Genomic DNA, 16,508 nt, shown 5'->3' with positions numbered 1-16,508 from the left:
GGGAGGGTGAGGGGTGATCCGGACATGGATTTCATATCCTAGAATCACCCCTCACCCTTCCCAAGCTGCGCTTGGGCCCCTTCCCTCTCCCGGGGCGGGAGAGGGAGTCTCGTTACGCCGACACCAGTTCTTCCAGCGAACGCTCGATGATGTCCATGCCTTCGTCGACCAGGGCATCCGACGCGGTCAGCGGGACCAGGATGCGGACGACGTTGGCGTAGGTGCCGCAGGACAGCAGGATCAGGCCCTTTTCCGCCGCCTTGGCGACCAGCGCCTTGGTCAGGTCGGCGGCCGGCTCCTTGGTCTCGCGGTCGGTCACCAGTTCCATGGCGACCATGGCGCCCAGGTTGCGGACGTCGCCGATCACCGACAGGCTGTTGCGCTGGGCCATGGTGCGGAAGCGGCCGGCGATGCGCTCACCAAGCTTCTCGGCACGCTCGATCAGCTTCTCTTCCTCGATGACGTCGATGACGGCCAGCGCGGCGGTGGTCGCCAGCGGGCTGCCGGCATAGGTGCCGCCCAGGCCGCCCGGAACCGGGGCATCCATCAGCGCCGCCTTGCCGGTCAGCGCCGACAGCGGGAAACCGCCGGCCAGGCTCTTCGCCATCGTGATCAGGTCCGGCTCAATGCCGGCATGCTCGACAGCGAACATCTTGCCGGTGCGGGCGAAGCCGGTCTGGATTTCGTCGACGATCATGACGATGCCGTGCTTGTCGCAGACCGCGCGGATCGCCTGCAGGAAGGACGGGCTGGCGATGTTGAAGCCGCCCTCGCCCTGCACCGGCTCGATGATGATCGCGGCGACGCGGGCCGGATCGACGTCGGACTTGAACAGATTGTCCAGCGCCTTCAGGCTCTCCGCCTCGCTGATGCCGCGGTAGGCGTTGGGGAACGGCACGTGGAAGATCTCGGCCGGGAACGGGCCGAAACCGACCTTGTAGGGCACGACCTTGCCGGTCAGGCCCATGGTCAGCAGCGTGCGGCCGTGGAAGCCGCCGGAGAAGGCGACCACGCCCGGACGACCGGTGGCGGCGCGGGCGACCTTGACGGCGTTCTCGACCGCCTCGGCGCCGGTGGTGAAGAAGGCGGTCTTCTTCGGGGTCGGGCCGGGGACCAGCGCGTTCAGCTTCTCCGCCAGCTCGACGAAGCTGTCATAGGGCGTGACCATCGCGCAGGTGTGGGTGAAGCGCTCCAGCTGCGCCTTCACCGCCTCCATCACCTTCGGATGGCGGTGGCCGGTGTTCAGCACGGCGATGCCGCCGGCGAAGTCGATGAAGCGCTTGCCCTCGATGTCCCACATCTCGGCGTTCTCAGCGCGGTCGATGTAGAAGGGCATGCCGGCGGAAATGCCACGGGAGACGGCGGCCTCGCGACGGGCGACGAAGGACTGATTGGTGCTCATTTTCGCTTTTCCTTTGACGACGGTCAGGCGCCGAGGCCGACGCAGAGATATTTGACTTCCATGAAATCATCGAGGCCGTACTTGGAGCCTTCGCGGCCGATGCCGGACTCCTTGACGCCGCCGAAGGGGGCCACTTCGGTGGAGATGATGCCTTCGTTGATGCCGACGATGCCGTATTCCAGCTTTTCCGCCACGCGCCAGACGCGGCCGATGTCGCGGCTGTAGAAATAGGCGGCGAGACCGAACTCGGTGTCGTTCGCCATGCGGATGGCGTCCTCTTCCGTCTCGAACTTGAACAGCGGGGCGACCGGGCCGAAGATCTCCTCGCGGGCGACGCGCATCTCGGTGGTGATGCCGGTCAGGATGGTCGGCTCGAAGAAGGTGCCGCCCAGCGCGTGGCGCTTGCCGCCAAGCGCGACCTTGGCGCCCTTCTCCAACGCATCGCCCATCAGCTCTTCCACCTTGGCGACGGCGTCGGCGTTGATCAGCGGACCCTGGGTCACGCCGGCCTCGGCGCCGTTGCCGACCTTCAGCGCCTTCACGGCCTCGGCCAGCTTGGCGGCGAAGGCGTCATAGACGCCGGCCTGGACCAGCAGGCGGTTGGCGCAGACGCAGGTCTGGCCGGCATTGCGGTACTTCGACGCCATGGCGCCCTTGACCGCCTCGTCCAGGTCGGCATCGTCGAAGACGATGAAGGGGGCGTTGCCGCCGAGTTCCAGCGACACCTTCTTGACCGTGCTGGCGGCCTGCCGCATCAGCAGCTTGCCGACCTCGGTCGAGCCGGTGAAGCTGACCTTGCGGACGATCGGGCTGTGGGTCAGCTCATGGCCGATGGCGACCGGGTCGCGGCCCATGACGATGTTGAAGACGCCGGCCGGCATGCCGGCGCGCTCCGCTAGCTCGGCCAGCGCCAGCGCCGACAGCGGGGTGTCCTCGGCCGGCTTGACCACCACGGTGCAGCCGGCGGCCAAGGCCGGGGCGCATTTGCGGGTGATCATCGCGTTCGGGAAGTTCCACGGCGTGATCGCCGCGACGACGCCGATGGCCTCCTTCAGGACGACGATGCGCTTGTTGGCAGCGAAGGACGGGATCACGTCGCCATAGGCGCGCTTGCCCTCCTCCGCGAACCACTCGATGAAGGAGGCGCCATAGACCACCTCGCCGCGCGATTCCGTCAGCGGCTTGCCCTGCTCCGCGGTCATCAGCTGGGCCAGATCCTCTTGGGCTGCGAGGATCAGGTCGTACCAGCGGCGCAGGATGGCCGCGCGCTCCTTGGCGGTCTTGGCCTTCCACGCCGGCAGGGCGGCGTTGGCGGCGTCGATCGCCTCGCGCGTCTCGGCGGCGCCCATGTCGGACACTTCGGCGATGACGGCGCCGGTGGCGGGGTTGGTGACCGGGAAGCTCTTCCCGGAATCGGCCGCGCGCCACGCACCGTTCACGTAGCCCTTGGTTCGGAGAAGGCCCTGGTCGTTCAGCGACAGCATGTTCGATCCGCCCTGCATGAAGATTGTGGAACCGTCCGGCCGCGCCCGGTGGAAATGTCCTTGCCAATCAAGGATTTCCGTCGCGGGGGCCTGGACCTTGGACAGAAGCCTACCATGTTTAATAAATTAAACAACCCCTGTTTAGCTGTTCATATTCTGATGACGGGGTTGCACGAATGGGCTATTGCGTTAACGGATGTGGAGCAGGAGTCCGGTGATGGAATTCGACGTCGGCGCAAGGTTGAAGCAGATCCGCGAACAGCATGGACTGTCGCAGCGGGCGCTCGCCCAGCGGGCCGGAGTGACCAACGGCACAATCTCCCTGATCGAGCAGAACCGCAGCAGCCCGTCGGTATCGTCGCTGCGCAAGGTGCTTCAGGGCATCCCGATGACTCTTGCCGAATTCTTCTCCTCCGACGATCTGCCGCCGCCCGAGCAGATTTTCTTCAAGGGCGACGAATTGATCGAACTGGCCGATGAGTTGAAAGGCACCGTCGGCCGGATTTCATTCCGGCAGGTCGGCGACCTGCGCAGCCGCAACCTGCAGATCCTCCACGAACGCTACGCTCCCGGCGCCGACACCGGCCGCACCATGCTGCAGCACGAGGGCGAAGAGGGCGGCATCGTCATCAAAGGTCAGATCGAACTGACCGTGGGCGACCGCAAGCAGCTGCTCGGCCCCGGCGATGCCTATTTCTTCGACAGCCGCGTGACGCACAGGTTCCGCAACATCGGCGAGGAAGAGTGCGAGCTGATCAGCGCCTGCACGCCGCCGTATTTGTGAGCGGGGGCGTCGTGCCCCCTCCCTTCCCACGGCTGCGCCGCGGGCCCCTACCCTCCCCCGCTTCGCGGGAGAGGGTAGACCGGCAGAGCGGCGGCAGTCCCCTCTCCCTCGAAGAGGGGGAGGGTTAGGTAGGGGCAAAACCCCTAGCCCACATTCCCCTTCAGCCGCTCGTTGCGCCGGCGCAGGATTTCCAGCGTCGACAGCATGAAGACCGAGATCACCGTCAGCACCACCGCCACCGCGGTGATGGTCGGGCTGATGTTCTCGCGGATGCCGCTGAACATCTCACGCGGCAAGGTGCGCTGCTCAGGTCCCGCAAGGAACAGCACCGTCACCACCTCGTCGAAGCTGGTGGCGAAGGCGAACAGCGCGCCCGACGCCAGACCCGGCAGGATCAGCGGCAGGATCACCTTGCGGAAGGTCAGCAGCGGCGGCGCCCCCAGCGAGGCGGCAGCCTTCGCCAGCGTCATGTCGAAGCTCTGCAAAGTCGCCGACACGGTGATGACGACGAAGGGCGTCGCCAGCGCGGTGTGCACCAGGATCAGGCCGAGATAGTTGCCGGTCAGACCCAGCGGCGCGAAGAAGAAATAGACGCCGACCGCGGTGATGACCACCGGAACCACCATCGGCGACAGCACGACGGCCAGAATCAGCGGCTTCCACTTGCTCTTCCACTGGGCCAACCCCAGCGAGGCCAGCGTGCCCAGCGCCATCGACAACAGGGCCGACGACACGCCGATGATGAAGCTGTTCTTCAGCGAATTCATCCAACGCGCCGAATTGAGGAATTCCTCGTACCAGCGCAGCGACAGGCCGGGCAGCGGATAGGTCAGGTAGGTGCTGGAGCTGAAGGACAGCGGCACGATCGCCAGGATCGGCGCCATCAGGAAGATGAACACCAGCGTGGAGGCGACGATCGTGGCGATCCAGGCGAAACGCTGGCTGGCGGTTTGGGGGGAATGGTTCGCGCTCAATTCTTCAGACCTCCCGTCGTCTGGCGGCCGAGCGCCAGCTTGCCGTAGACCAGCGCCAGCACCAGCGTGGAGAGCAGCAGAACCGCACCCAGCGCCGAGGCGAGGCCCCAGTTGACCGTTTCCGTGGTGTAGAAGGCGATGAAGGACGAAATCATCTGGTCGGCGGCCCCACCGACCAGCGCCGGCGTGATGTAGTAGCCGATGGCCAGGATGAAGACGAGCAGGCAGCCGGCGCCGATCCCCGGAATGGTCTGCGGCAGGTAAATGCGCAGGAAGGCGGTCATCGGCGGCGCGCCGAGCGAGGCGGCGGCCCGCATGTAGGCCGGCGAGATGCCGCGCATGACGCTGTAGAGCGGCAGGATCATGAAGGGCAGCAGCACATGGGTCATCGCCATGTAGACGCCGAACCGGTTGTAGATCAGCCGCATCGGCTCGTCGATGACACCCAGCCACTCCAGGGAGCCGTTGACGATGCCCTCGCTCTGCAGGATCACGATCCAGGCGCAGGTGCGCACCAGCAACGAGGTCCAGAAGGGCAGCAGCACGAAGATCATCAGCAGGTTCGACCGGCCGGTCGGCAGGTTCGCCAGCAGATAGGCCACCGGGAAGCCCAGGATCAGGCAGAGCGCCGTGACGCCGAAGCCGATGGTGAAGGTGCGGACGAAGACCTCGCGGTAGATCGACTGGTCCGCCGGGGCCTGGACGATGGCGCCGTCGGCGTTGCGGGTCAGGTCGACCGCGGCCAGCAGGTAATAGCTGGTGACCGGGCCGCTGGCGCTCTTGATCGCGGTCCAGCTCTCGCGCTCGCCCCAGGCCGGGTTCATGCCGATCAGCGTCTCCTTGGCGGTGCCGGGAGCCGGCTGCTCCTTCAGCTTGCGGCCGGTGGAGAGCAGGGTGGTGCGATAGCCGTTGACGATGTAGTTCAGCCGCTTGGCGGCGACGGCGAGCGTGCCAGCATCGTGCGCGGTGCGGATATCGGCGGCGAGCGCGGCGAAGGCGGCCTCGTCGGGCAGCCCCTGGCCGTTCCAATGCTCCAGCGCCGCGACAGTCTGCGGCATCGCCTGCGGCACCTCCCAGTCGTCCACCGACTTCCAGATCATGCCGGCGAGCGGCACGACGAAGGTGAACAGCAGGAAGGCCAGCAGCGGCAGCACCAGGCCCAGCGCACGGAACTGCCGGGCCCGCTCGGCCCGTTTCAATCGACGCTTCAACGGCACGTCGGCGCCGGCAACGAAGGCGGCTGTCATCGGCATTGTCCTGTTGGAAAGACGCAAAAGGCGCTCGCGCACTTGTGCACCATCCCCTCTCCCGCCCCGGGAGAGGGTGGCGCCGAAGGCGCCGGGTGAGGGGTGATCCAAGGAACCATGCGGTTCGGGATTCTTGCAGTGCCCCTCACCCTTCCCGTGCTCCGCACGGGCCCCTTCCCTCTCCCGAGACGGGAGAGGGAAACATCACAAACAAGTACTTACTTCGCCGCCCACTTGTTGAAGCGTTCGGTCAGGCGGTCGATGTTCTCCAGCCAGAAGTCGGTGTTGATCTCGATCGCGTTCTTCATGTTGTGATCCGCGGTCGGCAGGTCGGCCAGGACGGCCTTCGGCAGCAGCGACGGGGCCTTCTTGTTCGACGTGCCGTAGGCGATGCCTTCGGACAGCTTGGCCTGGTTCTCCGCCTTGCCGACGAAGTTCAGGAACTTGTAGGCGGCGTCCTGGTTCGGGCTGCCCTTCAGGATGACCCAGCTGTCGATGGTGTAGAGCGCGCCGTTCCACACCATGCCGAAGTTCTTCTTCTCGTTCTTGTTGGCGGCGTCGATGCGGCCGTTGTAGACCGAGGTCATCGCCACTTCGCCCGAGGCCAGCAGCTGCGGCGGCTGGGCGCCGGCCTTCCACCAGACGATGTCGTTCTTGATGGTGTCGAGCTTCTTGAAGGCGCGGTCGATGCCGGCATCGGTGCCCAGCACCTTGTAGACGTCGGCCGGGGCCACGCCGTCGGCCATCAGCGCGATCTCAAGCGTGGTCTTGGCGCCCTGGCGCAGGCCGCGCTTGCCCGGGAACTTCTTGGTGTCGAAGAAATCGGCCCAGCTCTTCGGCGCGTCCTTCAGCTTGTCCTTGTCGTAGCCAAGGACGAAGTCATAGACGATGGCGCCGACGCCGCAGGGATTGACCGTGGCCGGCAGATAGATGTCCTCGCCGCCGATCTTGGAGTAGTTGATCTTCTCGTACAGGCCCTCGTCGCAGCCCAGCGCCAGCTCCTCGCTCTCGACCTGGACCACGTCCCAGGTGGAGGCGCCGCCCTGGACCTTGGCGCGCAGGACGCCGACGCCGCCGTCCCAGGATTCGTCGTTCATCGGGGTGCCGGTCTCCTTGAACGGACCGAAATACACCTTCTTCTGGACGTCCTGATAGGCGCCGCCCCACGACACGACGGTCAGGTCGCGGGCGCTTGCGGCCGAAGCCAGGGCCGTGAGGGCGGTGAAGGTCGCAGCGAAACCGAGAGCCACCTTAATCTTCGACATGATTCCCCGTCCTTATTCGTCGTGGTTGTTGTTGCTGAAAGGCATCCTGGCGCTGAGGAACCACGTCCTCAGACCGGATCGAGCGCCCGGCAGTCCTCCGGGCGGAACGCGATGTAGACATCCTGGCCCGGCGCCAGACCGGCATAGGAACCGGCCGGCAGCTTGACCATGAATTCCGGGTTGGCCGGCGTGTTCAGCACCGCCAGCGTGTGGTCGCCGAGATAGATCAGGTCGGTCAGCGTCGCCGGCAGCCGGTTCATGTCGCTGTCGCCGCTGTTACCGGTTTCGATGGCGACGCGCTCCGGCCGGAGCGACAGCGAGGTACGGTTGCCGGCGCCGCCGATGTTCACCGCCTGCGCCACCACGGACCCACCGGCATCGAGCTTCACCCGCGCCCAGCCCTGTTCGATATTTTCGACAACGCCGCTCAGGACATTGTTCTCGCCGATGAAGTTGGCGACGAAGCTGTTCACCGGGCGCTCGTACAGCGCATCCGGCCGGTCGATCTGCTGGACGATGCCGTCGTTGAAGACCGCGATGCGGTCGGACATCGTCAGCGCCTCCCCCTGGTCGTGGGTGACGTAGACGACGGTCAGGCCCATCGTCTCGTGCAGGCGCTTGATCTCCAGCTGCATATGCTCGCGCAGGCGCTTGTCGAGCGCGCCCAGCGGCTCGTCCATCAGCACCAGCGCCGGGTTGAAGACCAGGGCGCGGGCGAGCGCCACGCGCTGCTGCTGGCCGCCCGACAGCTGGCCGGGATGGCGGCCGGCGAGATTGCCGAGCTTGATCATGTCGAGCGCGGCCCGAACCCGCTCCTTCACCTCCGCCTTCGGAACGCCGCGCACCGACAGCGGGAAGGCGACGTTTTCCTCGATCGTCAGGTGGGGGAACAGGGCGTAGTTCTGGAAGACCATGCCGATGTCGCGCTTGTGCGGCGGCGTGTTCTTGATCGGCCGGTCGCCGATGAAGATGTCGCCATGGGTCGGCACCTCGAACCCGGCCAGCATCATCAGCGTGGTGGTCTTGCCCGACCCCGACGGCCCCAGCAGCGTCAGGAATTCGCCCTTGCGAATGTCGAGATCGAGGCTTTTCACCACGAGATGCTCGCCATCGTAGGTCTTCTGCACCCCGGAAAAGCGCACCAGGGTATCTGTCGTCGCGATCATCCCGCCGTCCATCCGTCCGCTCCCGTCACAGGCGACCTGGATCCGGGTACGCCACCCCGGTCCGGTCCGTCTTTCTGACCCTGACGGTACCACGCGTTTAAGAAAATAGACAAGAGGAATGACTATGTCGTGATCAATTCAACGCTTTGCCGAAATTTTGTGCAACTGCGAAGGCAATGCCCACGCTTACACCGGCAGTGTGCTCCATTCGCGTGCGATTGAGAAGACCAATGATCGCGATCGCGGACAGAAGAATCTGAAAAAATCAGCCTTTTCAACGAAAGGCGGGGCGAATCGCCGCAGGCGACCCGCCCCGCGACACGCCTCAGCGCTGCTGCGCCGACTGGCTGTAGACGAAACTGTCGAAGCCGTTCTCGGCGACGCGGAACCACAGCCGCTCCTGCTCCAGGAAGGGCTTCCAGCCGTCATAGACCTTCTTGAAGCGCGGGTTGCTGGCGGCGAGCTTGTCGTAAAATTCGAACGCCGCCTTCTCGCAGGCCTGCATCATGTCGCGCGGGAAGGGGCGCAGCACGGCGCCGCCGCCGACCAGCCGCTTGAGCGCCGAGGCGTTCAACGTGTCGTACTTGGCGATCATCCAGCTGTTGGCTTCCCAGCAGGCCTGTTCCAGGATGGTCTGGTAGGATTTCGGCAGCTGTTCCCAGGCTTGCATGTTGAACATCAGCGGGATCTGGGCCGAACCCTCCCACCAGCCGGGGTAGTAGTAGTATTTGGCGACCTTGTGGAAGCCCAGCTTCTCGTCGTCGTAGGGGCCGACGAACTCCGCCGCGTCGATGGTGCCGCGCTCCAGCGCCGGATAGATGTCGCCGCCGCCGAGCTGCTGCGGGACCAGCCCGAAGGGCGTCAGGATCTGGCCGACCAGACCGCCGATGCGCATCTTCAGGCCCTTCAGATCCTCCAGGCTCTTGATCTCCTTGCGGAACCAGCCGCCCATCTGGGCGCCGGTGTTGCCGGCGGGGATGTGGTGGATGTTGTAATCCTTGAACACCTCCCGCATCAGCTCCAGACCGCCGCCATGCATCATCCAGGCGATGTGCTGGCGCGTGTTCAGGCCGAAGGGCATGGCGGTGTCGAAGCAGAAGGTCGGATCCTTGCCGACATAGAAATAGGCCGCCGACTGGCCGCACTCGACCGTGCCGTTCTGCACCGCGTCCAGCACCTGCAGCGCCGGGACGATCTCGCCCGCCGCGAAGGTGCGGATCTGGAACTTGCCGTCGGTGGCGTCGGACACCCGCTTGGCGATGAACTCCGCCGCGCCATAGATGGTGTCGAGACTCTTGGGATAGCTCGACGCCATGCGCCACTTGATCTCCGGCTGGGAGGTCTGGGCGATGGCCGGAGCCGCGATGGTCGCGGCGGTTCCGGCGGCGGCAATGCCGACACCGGCGCTGGAGAGGAACGCACGCCGTTTCATGATGAGGAGTCTTCCCGGCTGTCTGGTTCGTTGGGCTGACATGATAGCGCAACCAACCGTTTGGGGAATCCCCCTTCCGCCGTGGCAACACCGATATTGGCGAAGATTCTTGCGGCTGAAACGAAAAATCCAGCCACATCGGGCTGGATTTTCGGCGACGCAGCATTATTTGTTGTTTCGATCGCCTTTCAGGCGTTTCCTCCCTAAACTCGGGCCGCGGCTGTATAGCTAGCGGCCTTTTCTCTTTTACGCAATATGCTGAAAGTCAGCTTCGCAAACTTTTTTGGCTGACGTACGTCCGGGACGTGCCGGAAACCTGGCAATTTTCCCTTTTACATTGCAAATGCACCGCTTCGCTTCCGCTTGACCCTTTATAAAGGGCTGGGATGATACAGTGTCTGCACTGATCGTCTCCCACCCGGCCCGGCCGGCGCCGCTTGATAAGGATCTAGCCACGATGTCGCCCCTTGGACAGCCAAGCGGCCGGACCGCCGGACACCACGTCGCCAACATCCGTGTTCCGCGCCGGGCCATCGGCCTGCGGATGACCGTGGCCGTCACCGTGGCCGTGCTGCTGCTCGGGTCGACTCTGGTCAAGGGGCTGGTCGTCGGCAATGGCGCGGCGGACGCGCTGGCGAAGGAGATCGGCAATTCGATGACCGGGCTGGCGCAATCGCTGGCGCGTCAGCTCGATCTGACCATGTGGGCGCGCGCCAACCAGATCGCCGCGCTGTCGCGGATCGACGCGCTGAAGGACCCGGCGGTGGCGCAATCGACCATCGACGAGCTGAAGCGCCGCGACCCGACCATCGCCTGGATCGGCATGACCAACGCCGACGGGCGGGTGGTGGCCGCCTCCAACGGGCTGCTGCTGGGGGCCGACATCGCCAGCCGCCCGGTCCATCAGGAAGGCATGAAGGGCCTGTTCGTCGGCGACGTGCACGAGGCGGTGGCCCTGCACGGCAAGGTGCCGTACCTGAAGGGCGAAACACCGAAATTCGTCGACGTGTCGGCCCCGCTGCAGAAGGCCGACGGCACCACGGTCGGCGTGCTGGCCGCCCATTACAGCTGGGAGTGGGCCCACGCCTCGATCCGGCAGCTGATCGAGCCCTTGTCCGACCGTAAGGGGCTGACGCTCTATATCCTGTCGGCCGACGGCACCGTGCTGATTGGTCCCGATTCGGCGGTCGGCAAGCCCCTGCCGGTGCCGACGTTGACGGCCAAGCTGCGCGACGGCTGGAGCAGCGAGGTCTGGCCCGACGGCGTCACCTATGTCACCGGCGTGGCCCACGGCAAGGGGCTGCACGATTACGCCGGGCTGGGCTGGACCGTCGTCGCCCGCCAGCCGGCCGACATCGTCTATGCCGAAACCGACCGCCTGCGGCTGACGATCATCGGGTCCGGCGCGGTGCTGGCCCTGCTGTTCAGCTGCATCGGCTGGTTCGCCGCCGGACGCATCGCCCGGCCGCTGGGCGCCATCGCCGACGCCGCCGAGCGCATCGGCAGGGGCGAGCGCGGCGTGGCGATCCCCGACGTCGGCGGTGCGGCGGAGATCCGCCGGCTGTCGGTGGCGCTGCGGGAGATGGTGGACAGCCTGACCAACAAGGACGTCGCCCTGATGCGGCTGGAGGACATCGCCTACGAGGACCGGCTGACCGCGCTGCCGAACCGGCGTTACTTCGAACAGTATGTCGAGGCGTCGACCGGCGGCGGCGGCGGATCGGCGACGGTGATGTACATCGACCTGGACGGTTTCAAACCGGTGAACGACCGGCTGGGCCACGATGCCGGCGACGCCGTGCTGCGCCAGATCGGCGGCCGGCTGGCAAGCATCTTCCGCGACGACGACGTGGTCGCCCGGCTGGGCGGCGACGAATTCGCCGCCGTGCTTCCCCGCCGCGCCGACCGCCCGGCTCCCGACACCGAGGAGCTGGCGTCACGCATCATCGCCGCCGTCAACGAGCCGGTGTCGTTCAACGGCGAGACGGTCCGGGTCGGCTGTTCCATCGGCATCGCCTCCTGGCCGGAGGACGACAGCGACATGGCGACGGTGATGCGCCATGCCGACGCCGCGCTCTACAAGGCCAAGCGCGACGGCCGCAACCGCGCGGTGCGCTGGGTGCGGGCGGTGGTGGGGGCTCAGGAATAAAGGGAGCCTAACGTCCCTCCAGCCCCCGCACCATCCCGTTCATGAAGCCCAGCTTTTCGATCACTGCGGCGGACAGGATGAAGGGATACAGGTCCGGCTGGCCCATGCTGCGGTTCAGGCTGTTCACCGCGTAGGTCAGCGGCAGCCAAAGGTCGATCAGATCCTCGATCCGCCGGGCCTTGTGGGGGTTGAAGTCGACCTCCGCCTCCAGTTCCGCCCCTTCGGTGATGCGTGGCCGAACCCGCAGACCGAAGGCGCGGGCGGTTTCCAGCGTGTCGACGATGTGCAGGTAATGCGCCCAGGTCTCGGCGAAATCCTCCCACGGGTGGGCGGTGGCATAGGTGCTGACGAAGTTCGCCTGCCAGTCGGCCGGCGCGCCGTCGGCGTAATGGCGCTTCAGCGCCTCGCCATAATCCTGCCGCTCGTCGCCGAACAGGGCGCGGAAGCGCTCCAACAGCGCCGGGGCGTCGCGCACCAGCCGATCCCAGATGTAATGGCCGATCTCGTGGCGGAAATGGCCGAGCAGCGTGCGGTAGGGTTCGCCCATCTCGGTGCGGCGCTTCTCGCGCTCGGCATCGTCGGCCTCGGCGACGTTGATGGTGATCAGGCCGTTGGCATGGCCGGTCAGCACCGGCGTCACCGTGCCGTCGGCGGCGACGGTGTCGGACAGGAAGTCGAAGGCCAGACCTTCCTCCGGATTGTCGATCCGGGTCTGTAGCGGCAACTTCAGGTTGGTTAGCGTGTAGAACAGGTGGTGCTTCGCCAGTTCCAGCTTGCGCCAGCGCGTCAGGTTGGCGGTATCGGACAGGTCGGGGATGGTGCGGTTGTGCCGGCAGGCGGCGCAGTGGGTGTCGGCGGAGTCGGCCGGCAGCATCCAGTTGCAGGCGTCAAGTTCCGCATTCGCACAGAATTTGTAGAGCGGTTCGGGGGTAGCGAGCGCGCTCCACACCCCGTCATGGTCGGTGGGGTCGAGTGCCGACAGGGTCCCCACATCCGGCAGATAGCCGAGCCGGTGCCCGCAGCGCTCGCACAGCGTGTTCTCGAAATAGAGCGGCTGGTGGCAGTTCTGGCATTCGAAGAGTTTCATGGCGGGGGATCCGGAGGCCGGAGGATCCCCTCTCCCGGGACGGGAGAGGGAGATCTGGTGTCGGGTCAGGTGGATTTCTTCGCGGGCGCTTCGGCCTTCACCGGCGCAGTCTCCACCACCGCTTCGGCCTTCACCGGTTCCTTCACCTCGACCGGCACCGCCGGCTTCTCCTCTTCCGTGGTCTCCTCGCCATAGGACGAGACCGCGGTCGGGCTTTCGGCGACACTGCGGAGCGCGCGGGCGGCACGGCGGAGCGCGAAGGAGGTCTTGCCTTCCGGCTCCAGGGCCAGAAGCAGCAGCGACCGGCCGGTTACGATGTAGCCTTCGCCGGTGTTGACGCGCGGCACCTCGTCGGGGTCGGGCAGGTTGGTGTCGAGCAGACAGCGCCAGACGCTGCCGCCGGTCACCTCCGGCAGGGTGAACTCCACCACGTCATGGTGGGCGTTGATGACCAGCAGCAGGGTGGCGTCCATCGCCGGGCGCTTGATGCCGCTGGCCTGCCCGCGGCCATCGAGCAGCATGCCCAGGCAACGGGCATTGCCGTCGTGCCAATGGCTCTCGTCCATCTCGTCGCCGGCCGGGGTCAGCCAGGTGACGTCCTTCACGTCGAACTCGGCATTGTATTCGCCGGACAGGAAACGGCCGCGGCGCAGCATGGGGAAGGACTGGCGAACCGCGACGACGCGGCGGACGAACTCGATCAGAGCCTGCCCGTCCTCGTCAATGCCGTCCCACTTCAGCCACGCCGTCTCGTTGTCCTGGCAATAGGCGTTGTTGTTGCCGTGCTGGGTGTTGCCGAACTCGTCGCCGGCCAGCAGCATCGGAGAGCCCTGGGACAGCAGCAGCGTCGCCAGCATGTTGCGCTTCTGCCGTTCGCGCAGTTCCTTGATCTCCGGATCGTCGGTCGGCCCTTCCACCCCGTGGTTCCAGGACAGATTGTGGGAATGGCCGTCGTTGTTGCCCTCGCCGTTCGCCTCGTTGTGTTTGTCGTTGTAAGACACGAGGTCGTTCAGCGTGTATCCGTCATGGGCGGTGATGAAGTTTACGCTCGCCCAGGGCTTGCGCCCACGCTTGTTGAAGAGGTCGGCCGAACCGCAGAGCCGCGGCGCCACCTCCGGCAGCTTGCCCTCGTCGCCCTTCCAGAAGGCGCGGACGGTGTCGCGGTAACGGTCGTTCCACTCCGCCCAGCCCGGCGGGAAGTTGCCGACCTGATAGCCGCCGGGGCCGCAATCCCACGGCTCGGCGATCAGCTTGACGCTGTTGAGGATCGGGTCCTGCAGGCAGCTGTCGAGGAAGCCGCCGCCCTCGTCGAAGCCGTAGGGTTCGCGCCCCAGAATGGTGGCGAGGTCGAAACGGAAGCCGTCGACATGCATCTCCGTCGCCCAATAGCGCAGGCTGTCGGTGACCATCTGTAGCACGCGCGGGTGGCTGAGATTGACGGTGTTCCCGGTCCCCGTCTCGTTGATGTAGTAGCGCTGCTGGTCCGGAATCAGGCGGTAGTAGGAGGCGTTGTCGATGCCCTTGAAGGACAGGGTCGGCCCACGCTCGTTGCCCTCGGCGGTGTGGTTGTAGACGACGTCGAGGATCACCTCCAGCCCGGCATTGTGGAGATGGGCGACCATCTCCTTGAACTCCTTGATCGCGTTGCCCGATGCGGCATAGCGCGGCTCCGGCGAGAAGAAGCCGATGGAGTTGTAGCCCCAATAATTGGCGAGGTTCTTGTCGACCAGATGCTGGTCCTGGACGAAGGCATGGACCGGCAGAAGCTCCACCGAGGTGACGCCGAGCGACTTGATGTAGTCGACCACCTCTTTCACCGCCATGCCGCCATAGGTGCCGCGCAGGCTGTCGGGCACCGCCGGGTGCAGCTTGGTGAAGCCCTTCACATGGGTTTCGTAGAAGATGGTGCGGTCCCAGGCAGTGCCGGGCTTGTGGTCGCGGCCCCAGGTGAAGGCCGGGTCGATCACCTTGCATTTCGGCATGAAGGGCGCGCTGTCGCGCTCGTCATAGGTCAGGTCGTCGCCCGATTCCATCACATAGCCGAAATGGGCCGGGTTCCAGCGGATCTCGCCGACCAGCTCCTTGGCGTAGGGGTCGAGCAGAAGCTTGTTCGGGTTGAAGCGGTGGCCGTTCTCCGGCTCGTAGGGGCCGTACACGCGGTAGCCGTAGAGCAGGCCGGGGCGGGCGTCCGGTAGGTAACCGTGCCAGATCTCGTTGGTGAATTCGGGAAGCTCGATGCGTTCAAGCTCCTCCTCGCCGTTTTCGTCGAACAGACACAGTTCGACCTTGGTCGCGTTGGCGGAAAACAGCGCGAAGTTGACGCCGAGCCCATCCCATGTCGCGCCCAGCGGAAAGGGCAATCCTTCACCGAGCCGTGTCGCTTGTTTCAGGATATTCGCCATGATCGCCCGTTTCTCCGCCTGTATCGAAAGTCGCACCCGTCCCCTGAACAGTGAGGAGAGCGGGCCGAGCCTTCAACCCGGCCGATGGGCGCTTGTTCCTTCCCCCCGTCAGTCATCTCTTTGGGATAGGGCGGGCTCCGTGCCGGCCGGCAGGTCACGGCGCAGCAGTTCGGCCAGTTGACGCAGGCCACGGTCGCGCGGGTCGCTGGCGCGCCAGACCAGACCGATGACACGGCCGGGCGGACGCGGACCGTCGAAGGGACGGTACTCCACCAGCCCGCCGACCGTGGCGGCGCGGCTGTCTTCCCCCTTGGCCGCCCCCTTGACCGCCAGGACCGGCATCAGCGTGCAGCCGGCCCCGGCCGCCACCATGTGGCGCAGCGTCTCCAGCCCTGTGGCGTGGACGCCGCCGCCCCGCGCGCTGAGACCGCAGGCGGCCAGCGCCTGATCGCGCAGGCAGTGCCCCTCCTCCAGCAGCAGAAGTTCCGCCGGGTCGAGGTCGTTCAGCGAGAGGCCGGGCGTGGCGCAGAGGCGGTGGCCGGCGGGATGGGCGAGCAGGAAGGGCTCGAAGAACAGCGGTTCTGCCGTCAGCCCGTCGCCCTCCACCGGCAGGGCCAGCAGCACGGCATCGAGCCGGCCGTCGCGCAGCTCCTCCAGCAAACTGTCGGTGCGGCCTTCCGACAGGATCAGGGTCAGGTCGGGCCAAGTCGAACGTAGCGCCGGCAGGATGTGCGGAAACAGGTAGGGACCGAGCGTGTGGATCGCCGCCAGCCGCAGCCGGCCGGTCAACGCCCCGTCCGACCCGTCGGCCAGCGTCAGAAGCCGCCGCGCCTCCTCCAGCACCACGCGGGCTTGCGCCACGATGGCCTCACCGCGCGGGGTCAGCAGGACCTTGCGGCTGGTGCGTTCGAACAGCGACAGGCCGAGCGACTCCTCCAGCTTGCGGATCTGGGCGCTCAGCGACGGCTGGCTGACGGCGCAGCGTTCGGCGGCGCGGCCGAAATGGCGCAGCTCGGCGACGGCGACGACATATTCCAGGTCACGCAGGGACAAGCCGGAGAGATTCATAGGTGAAGCCTATTGGTGCATTTCCTTCTATGTCTTGGATATATCGTT

12 protein-coding genes are annotated in these 16,508 nt (G+C 66.0%); 2 read left to right on the top strand and 10 right to left on the bottom strand.

Going from position 1 to position 16,508, the window contains the following annotated elements; all coding sequences use genetic code 11:
* Positions 1–112: 112 nt before the first annotated feature.
* Positions 113–1,402: a 4-aminobutyrate--2-oxoglutarate transaminase gene (gene gabT, locus TSO5_RS12135; RefSeq protein ID WP_109151830.1), complete on the bottom strand. Its 1,290-nt coding sequence runs from the start codon at positions 1,400–1,402 to the stop codon at positions 113–115.
* A gap of 23 nt (positions 1,403–1,425) precedes the next feature.
* Positions 1,426–2,886: an NAD-dependent succinate-semialdehyde dehydrogenase gene (locus TSO5_RS12130; protein WP_199230868.1), complete on the bottom strand. Its 1,461-nt coding sequence runs from the start codon at positions 2,884–2,886 to the stop codon at positions 1,426–1,428.
* Positions 2,887–3,103: 217 nt separating this feature from the next.
* Here TSO5_RS12130 and TSO5_RS12125 point away from each other — a divergent pair, with 217 nt between their 5' ends.
* Positions 3,104–3,670, top strand: coding sequence for a cupin domain-containing protein (locus TSO5_RS12125; RefSeq protein ID WP_109151829.1), 567 nt, complete (start codon positions 3,104–3,106; stop codon positions 3,668–3,670).
* 143 nt (positions 3,671–3,813) lie between these two features.
* Here TSO5_RS12125 and TSO5_RS12120 read toward each other — a convergent pair whose 3' ends face one another.
* The 5 genes from TSO5_RS12120 to TSO5_RS12100 all read right to left on the bottom strand — a co-directional run bounded on the left by TSO5_RS12120 (position 3,814) and on the right by TSO5_RS12100 (position 9,754).
* Complete coding sequence (locus tag TSO5_RS12120; protein WP_199230867.1) at positions 3,814–4,644, bottom strand: ABC transporter permease; 831 nt, start codon at positions 4,642–4,644, stop codon at positions 3,814–3,816.
* Positions 4,641–5,891 (bottom strand): ABC transporter permease, encoded by a 1,251-nt coding sequence (locus TSO5_RS12115; protein WP_109151828.1) that lies wholly within the window; start codon positions 5,889–5,891, stop codon positions 4,641–4,643. The genes TSO5_RS12120 and TSO5_RS12115 overlap by 4 nt, the downstream gene beginning before the upstream one ends.
* Positions 5,892–6,109: 218 nt before the next feature.
* Entirely contained in the window at positions 6,110–7,156 is a 1,047-nt protein-coding gene (locus TSO5_RS12110; RefSeq protein ID WP_109151827.1) for an ABC transporter substrate-binding protein, read from the bottom strand.
* 68 nt (positions 7,157–7,224) lie between these two features.
* A complete protein-coding gene (locus tag TSO5_RS12105; protein WP_109151826.1) occupies positions 7,225–8,334 on the bottom strand; it encodes an ABC transporter ATP-binding protein in 1,110 nt (369 codons plus the stop codon).
* Between the two features lie 313 nt (positions 8,335–8,647).
* Complete coding sequence (locus tag TSO5_RS12100) at positions 8,648–9,754, bottom strand: TRAP transporter substrate-binding protein (RefSeq protein WP_109151825.1); 1,107 nt, start codon at positions 9,752–9,754, stop codon at positions 8,648–8,650.
* 457 nt (positions 9,755–10,211) lie between these two features.
* Between TSO5_RS12100 and TSO5_RS12095 the strand changes: the two genes are divergently transcribed.
* A complete protein-coding gene (locus TSO5_RS12095; RefSeq protein ID WP_109151824.1) occupies positions 10,212–11,903 on the top strand; it encodes a GGDEF domain-containing protein in 1,692 nt (563 codons plus the stop codon).
* A gap of 7 nt (positions 11,904–11,910) precedes the next feature.
* Here the strand turns inward: TSO5_RS12095 and TSO5_RS12090 are convergent, their stop codons facing one another.
* From TSO5_RS12090 to TSO5_RS12080, 3 genes are all read right to left on the bottom strand, one after another.
* A complete protein-coding gene (locus TSO5_RS12090) occupies positions 11,911–12,990 on the bottom strand; it encodes a putative zinc-binding peptidase (RefSeq protein WP_109151823.1) in 1,080 nt (359 codons plus the stop codon).
* 65 nt (positions 12,991–13,055) lie between these two features.
* The gene (gene glgX, locus TSO5_RS12085; RefSeq protein WP_109151822.1) at positions 13,056–15,392 is read right to left on the bottom strand and encodes a glycogen debranching protein GlgX; all 2,337 of its coding nucleotides are present in this window, start codon (positions 15,390–15,392) and stop codon (positions 13,056–13,058) included.
* Between the two features lie 108 nt (positions 15,393–15,500).
* Entirely contained in the window at positions 15,501–16,445 is a 945-nt protein-coding gene (locus TSO5_RS12080) for a LysR substrate-binding domain-containing protein (RefSeq protein ID WP_348981057.1), read from the bottom strand.
* Positions 16,446–16,508: the final 63 nt, after the last annotated feature.

This window comes from Azospirillum sp. TSO5 (genome assembly GCF_003116065.1).
GTDB lineage: Bacteria > Pseudomonadota > Alphaproteobacteria > Azospirillales > Azospirillaceae > Azospirillum.
Note: the sequence above shows the minus strand (reverse complement) of the source record. Positions and strands in the feature narration are given on the sequence as shown.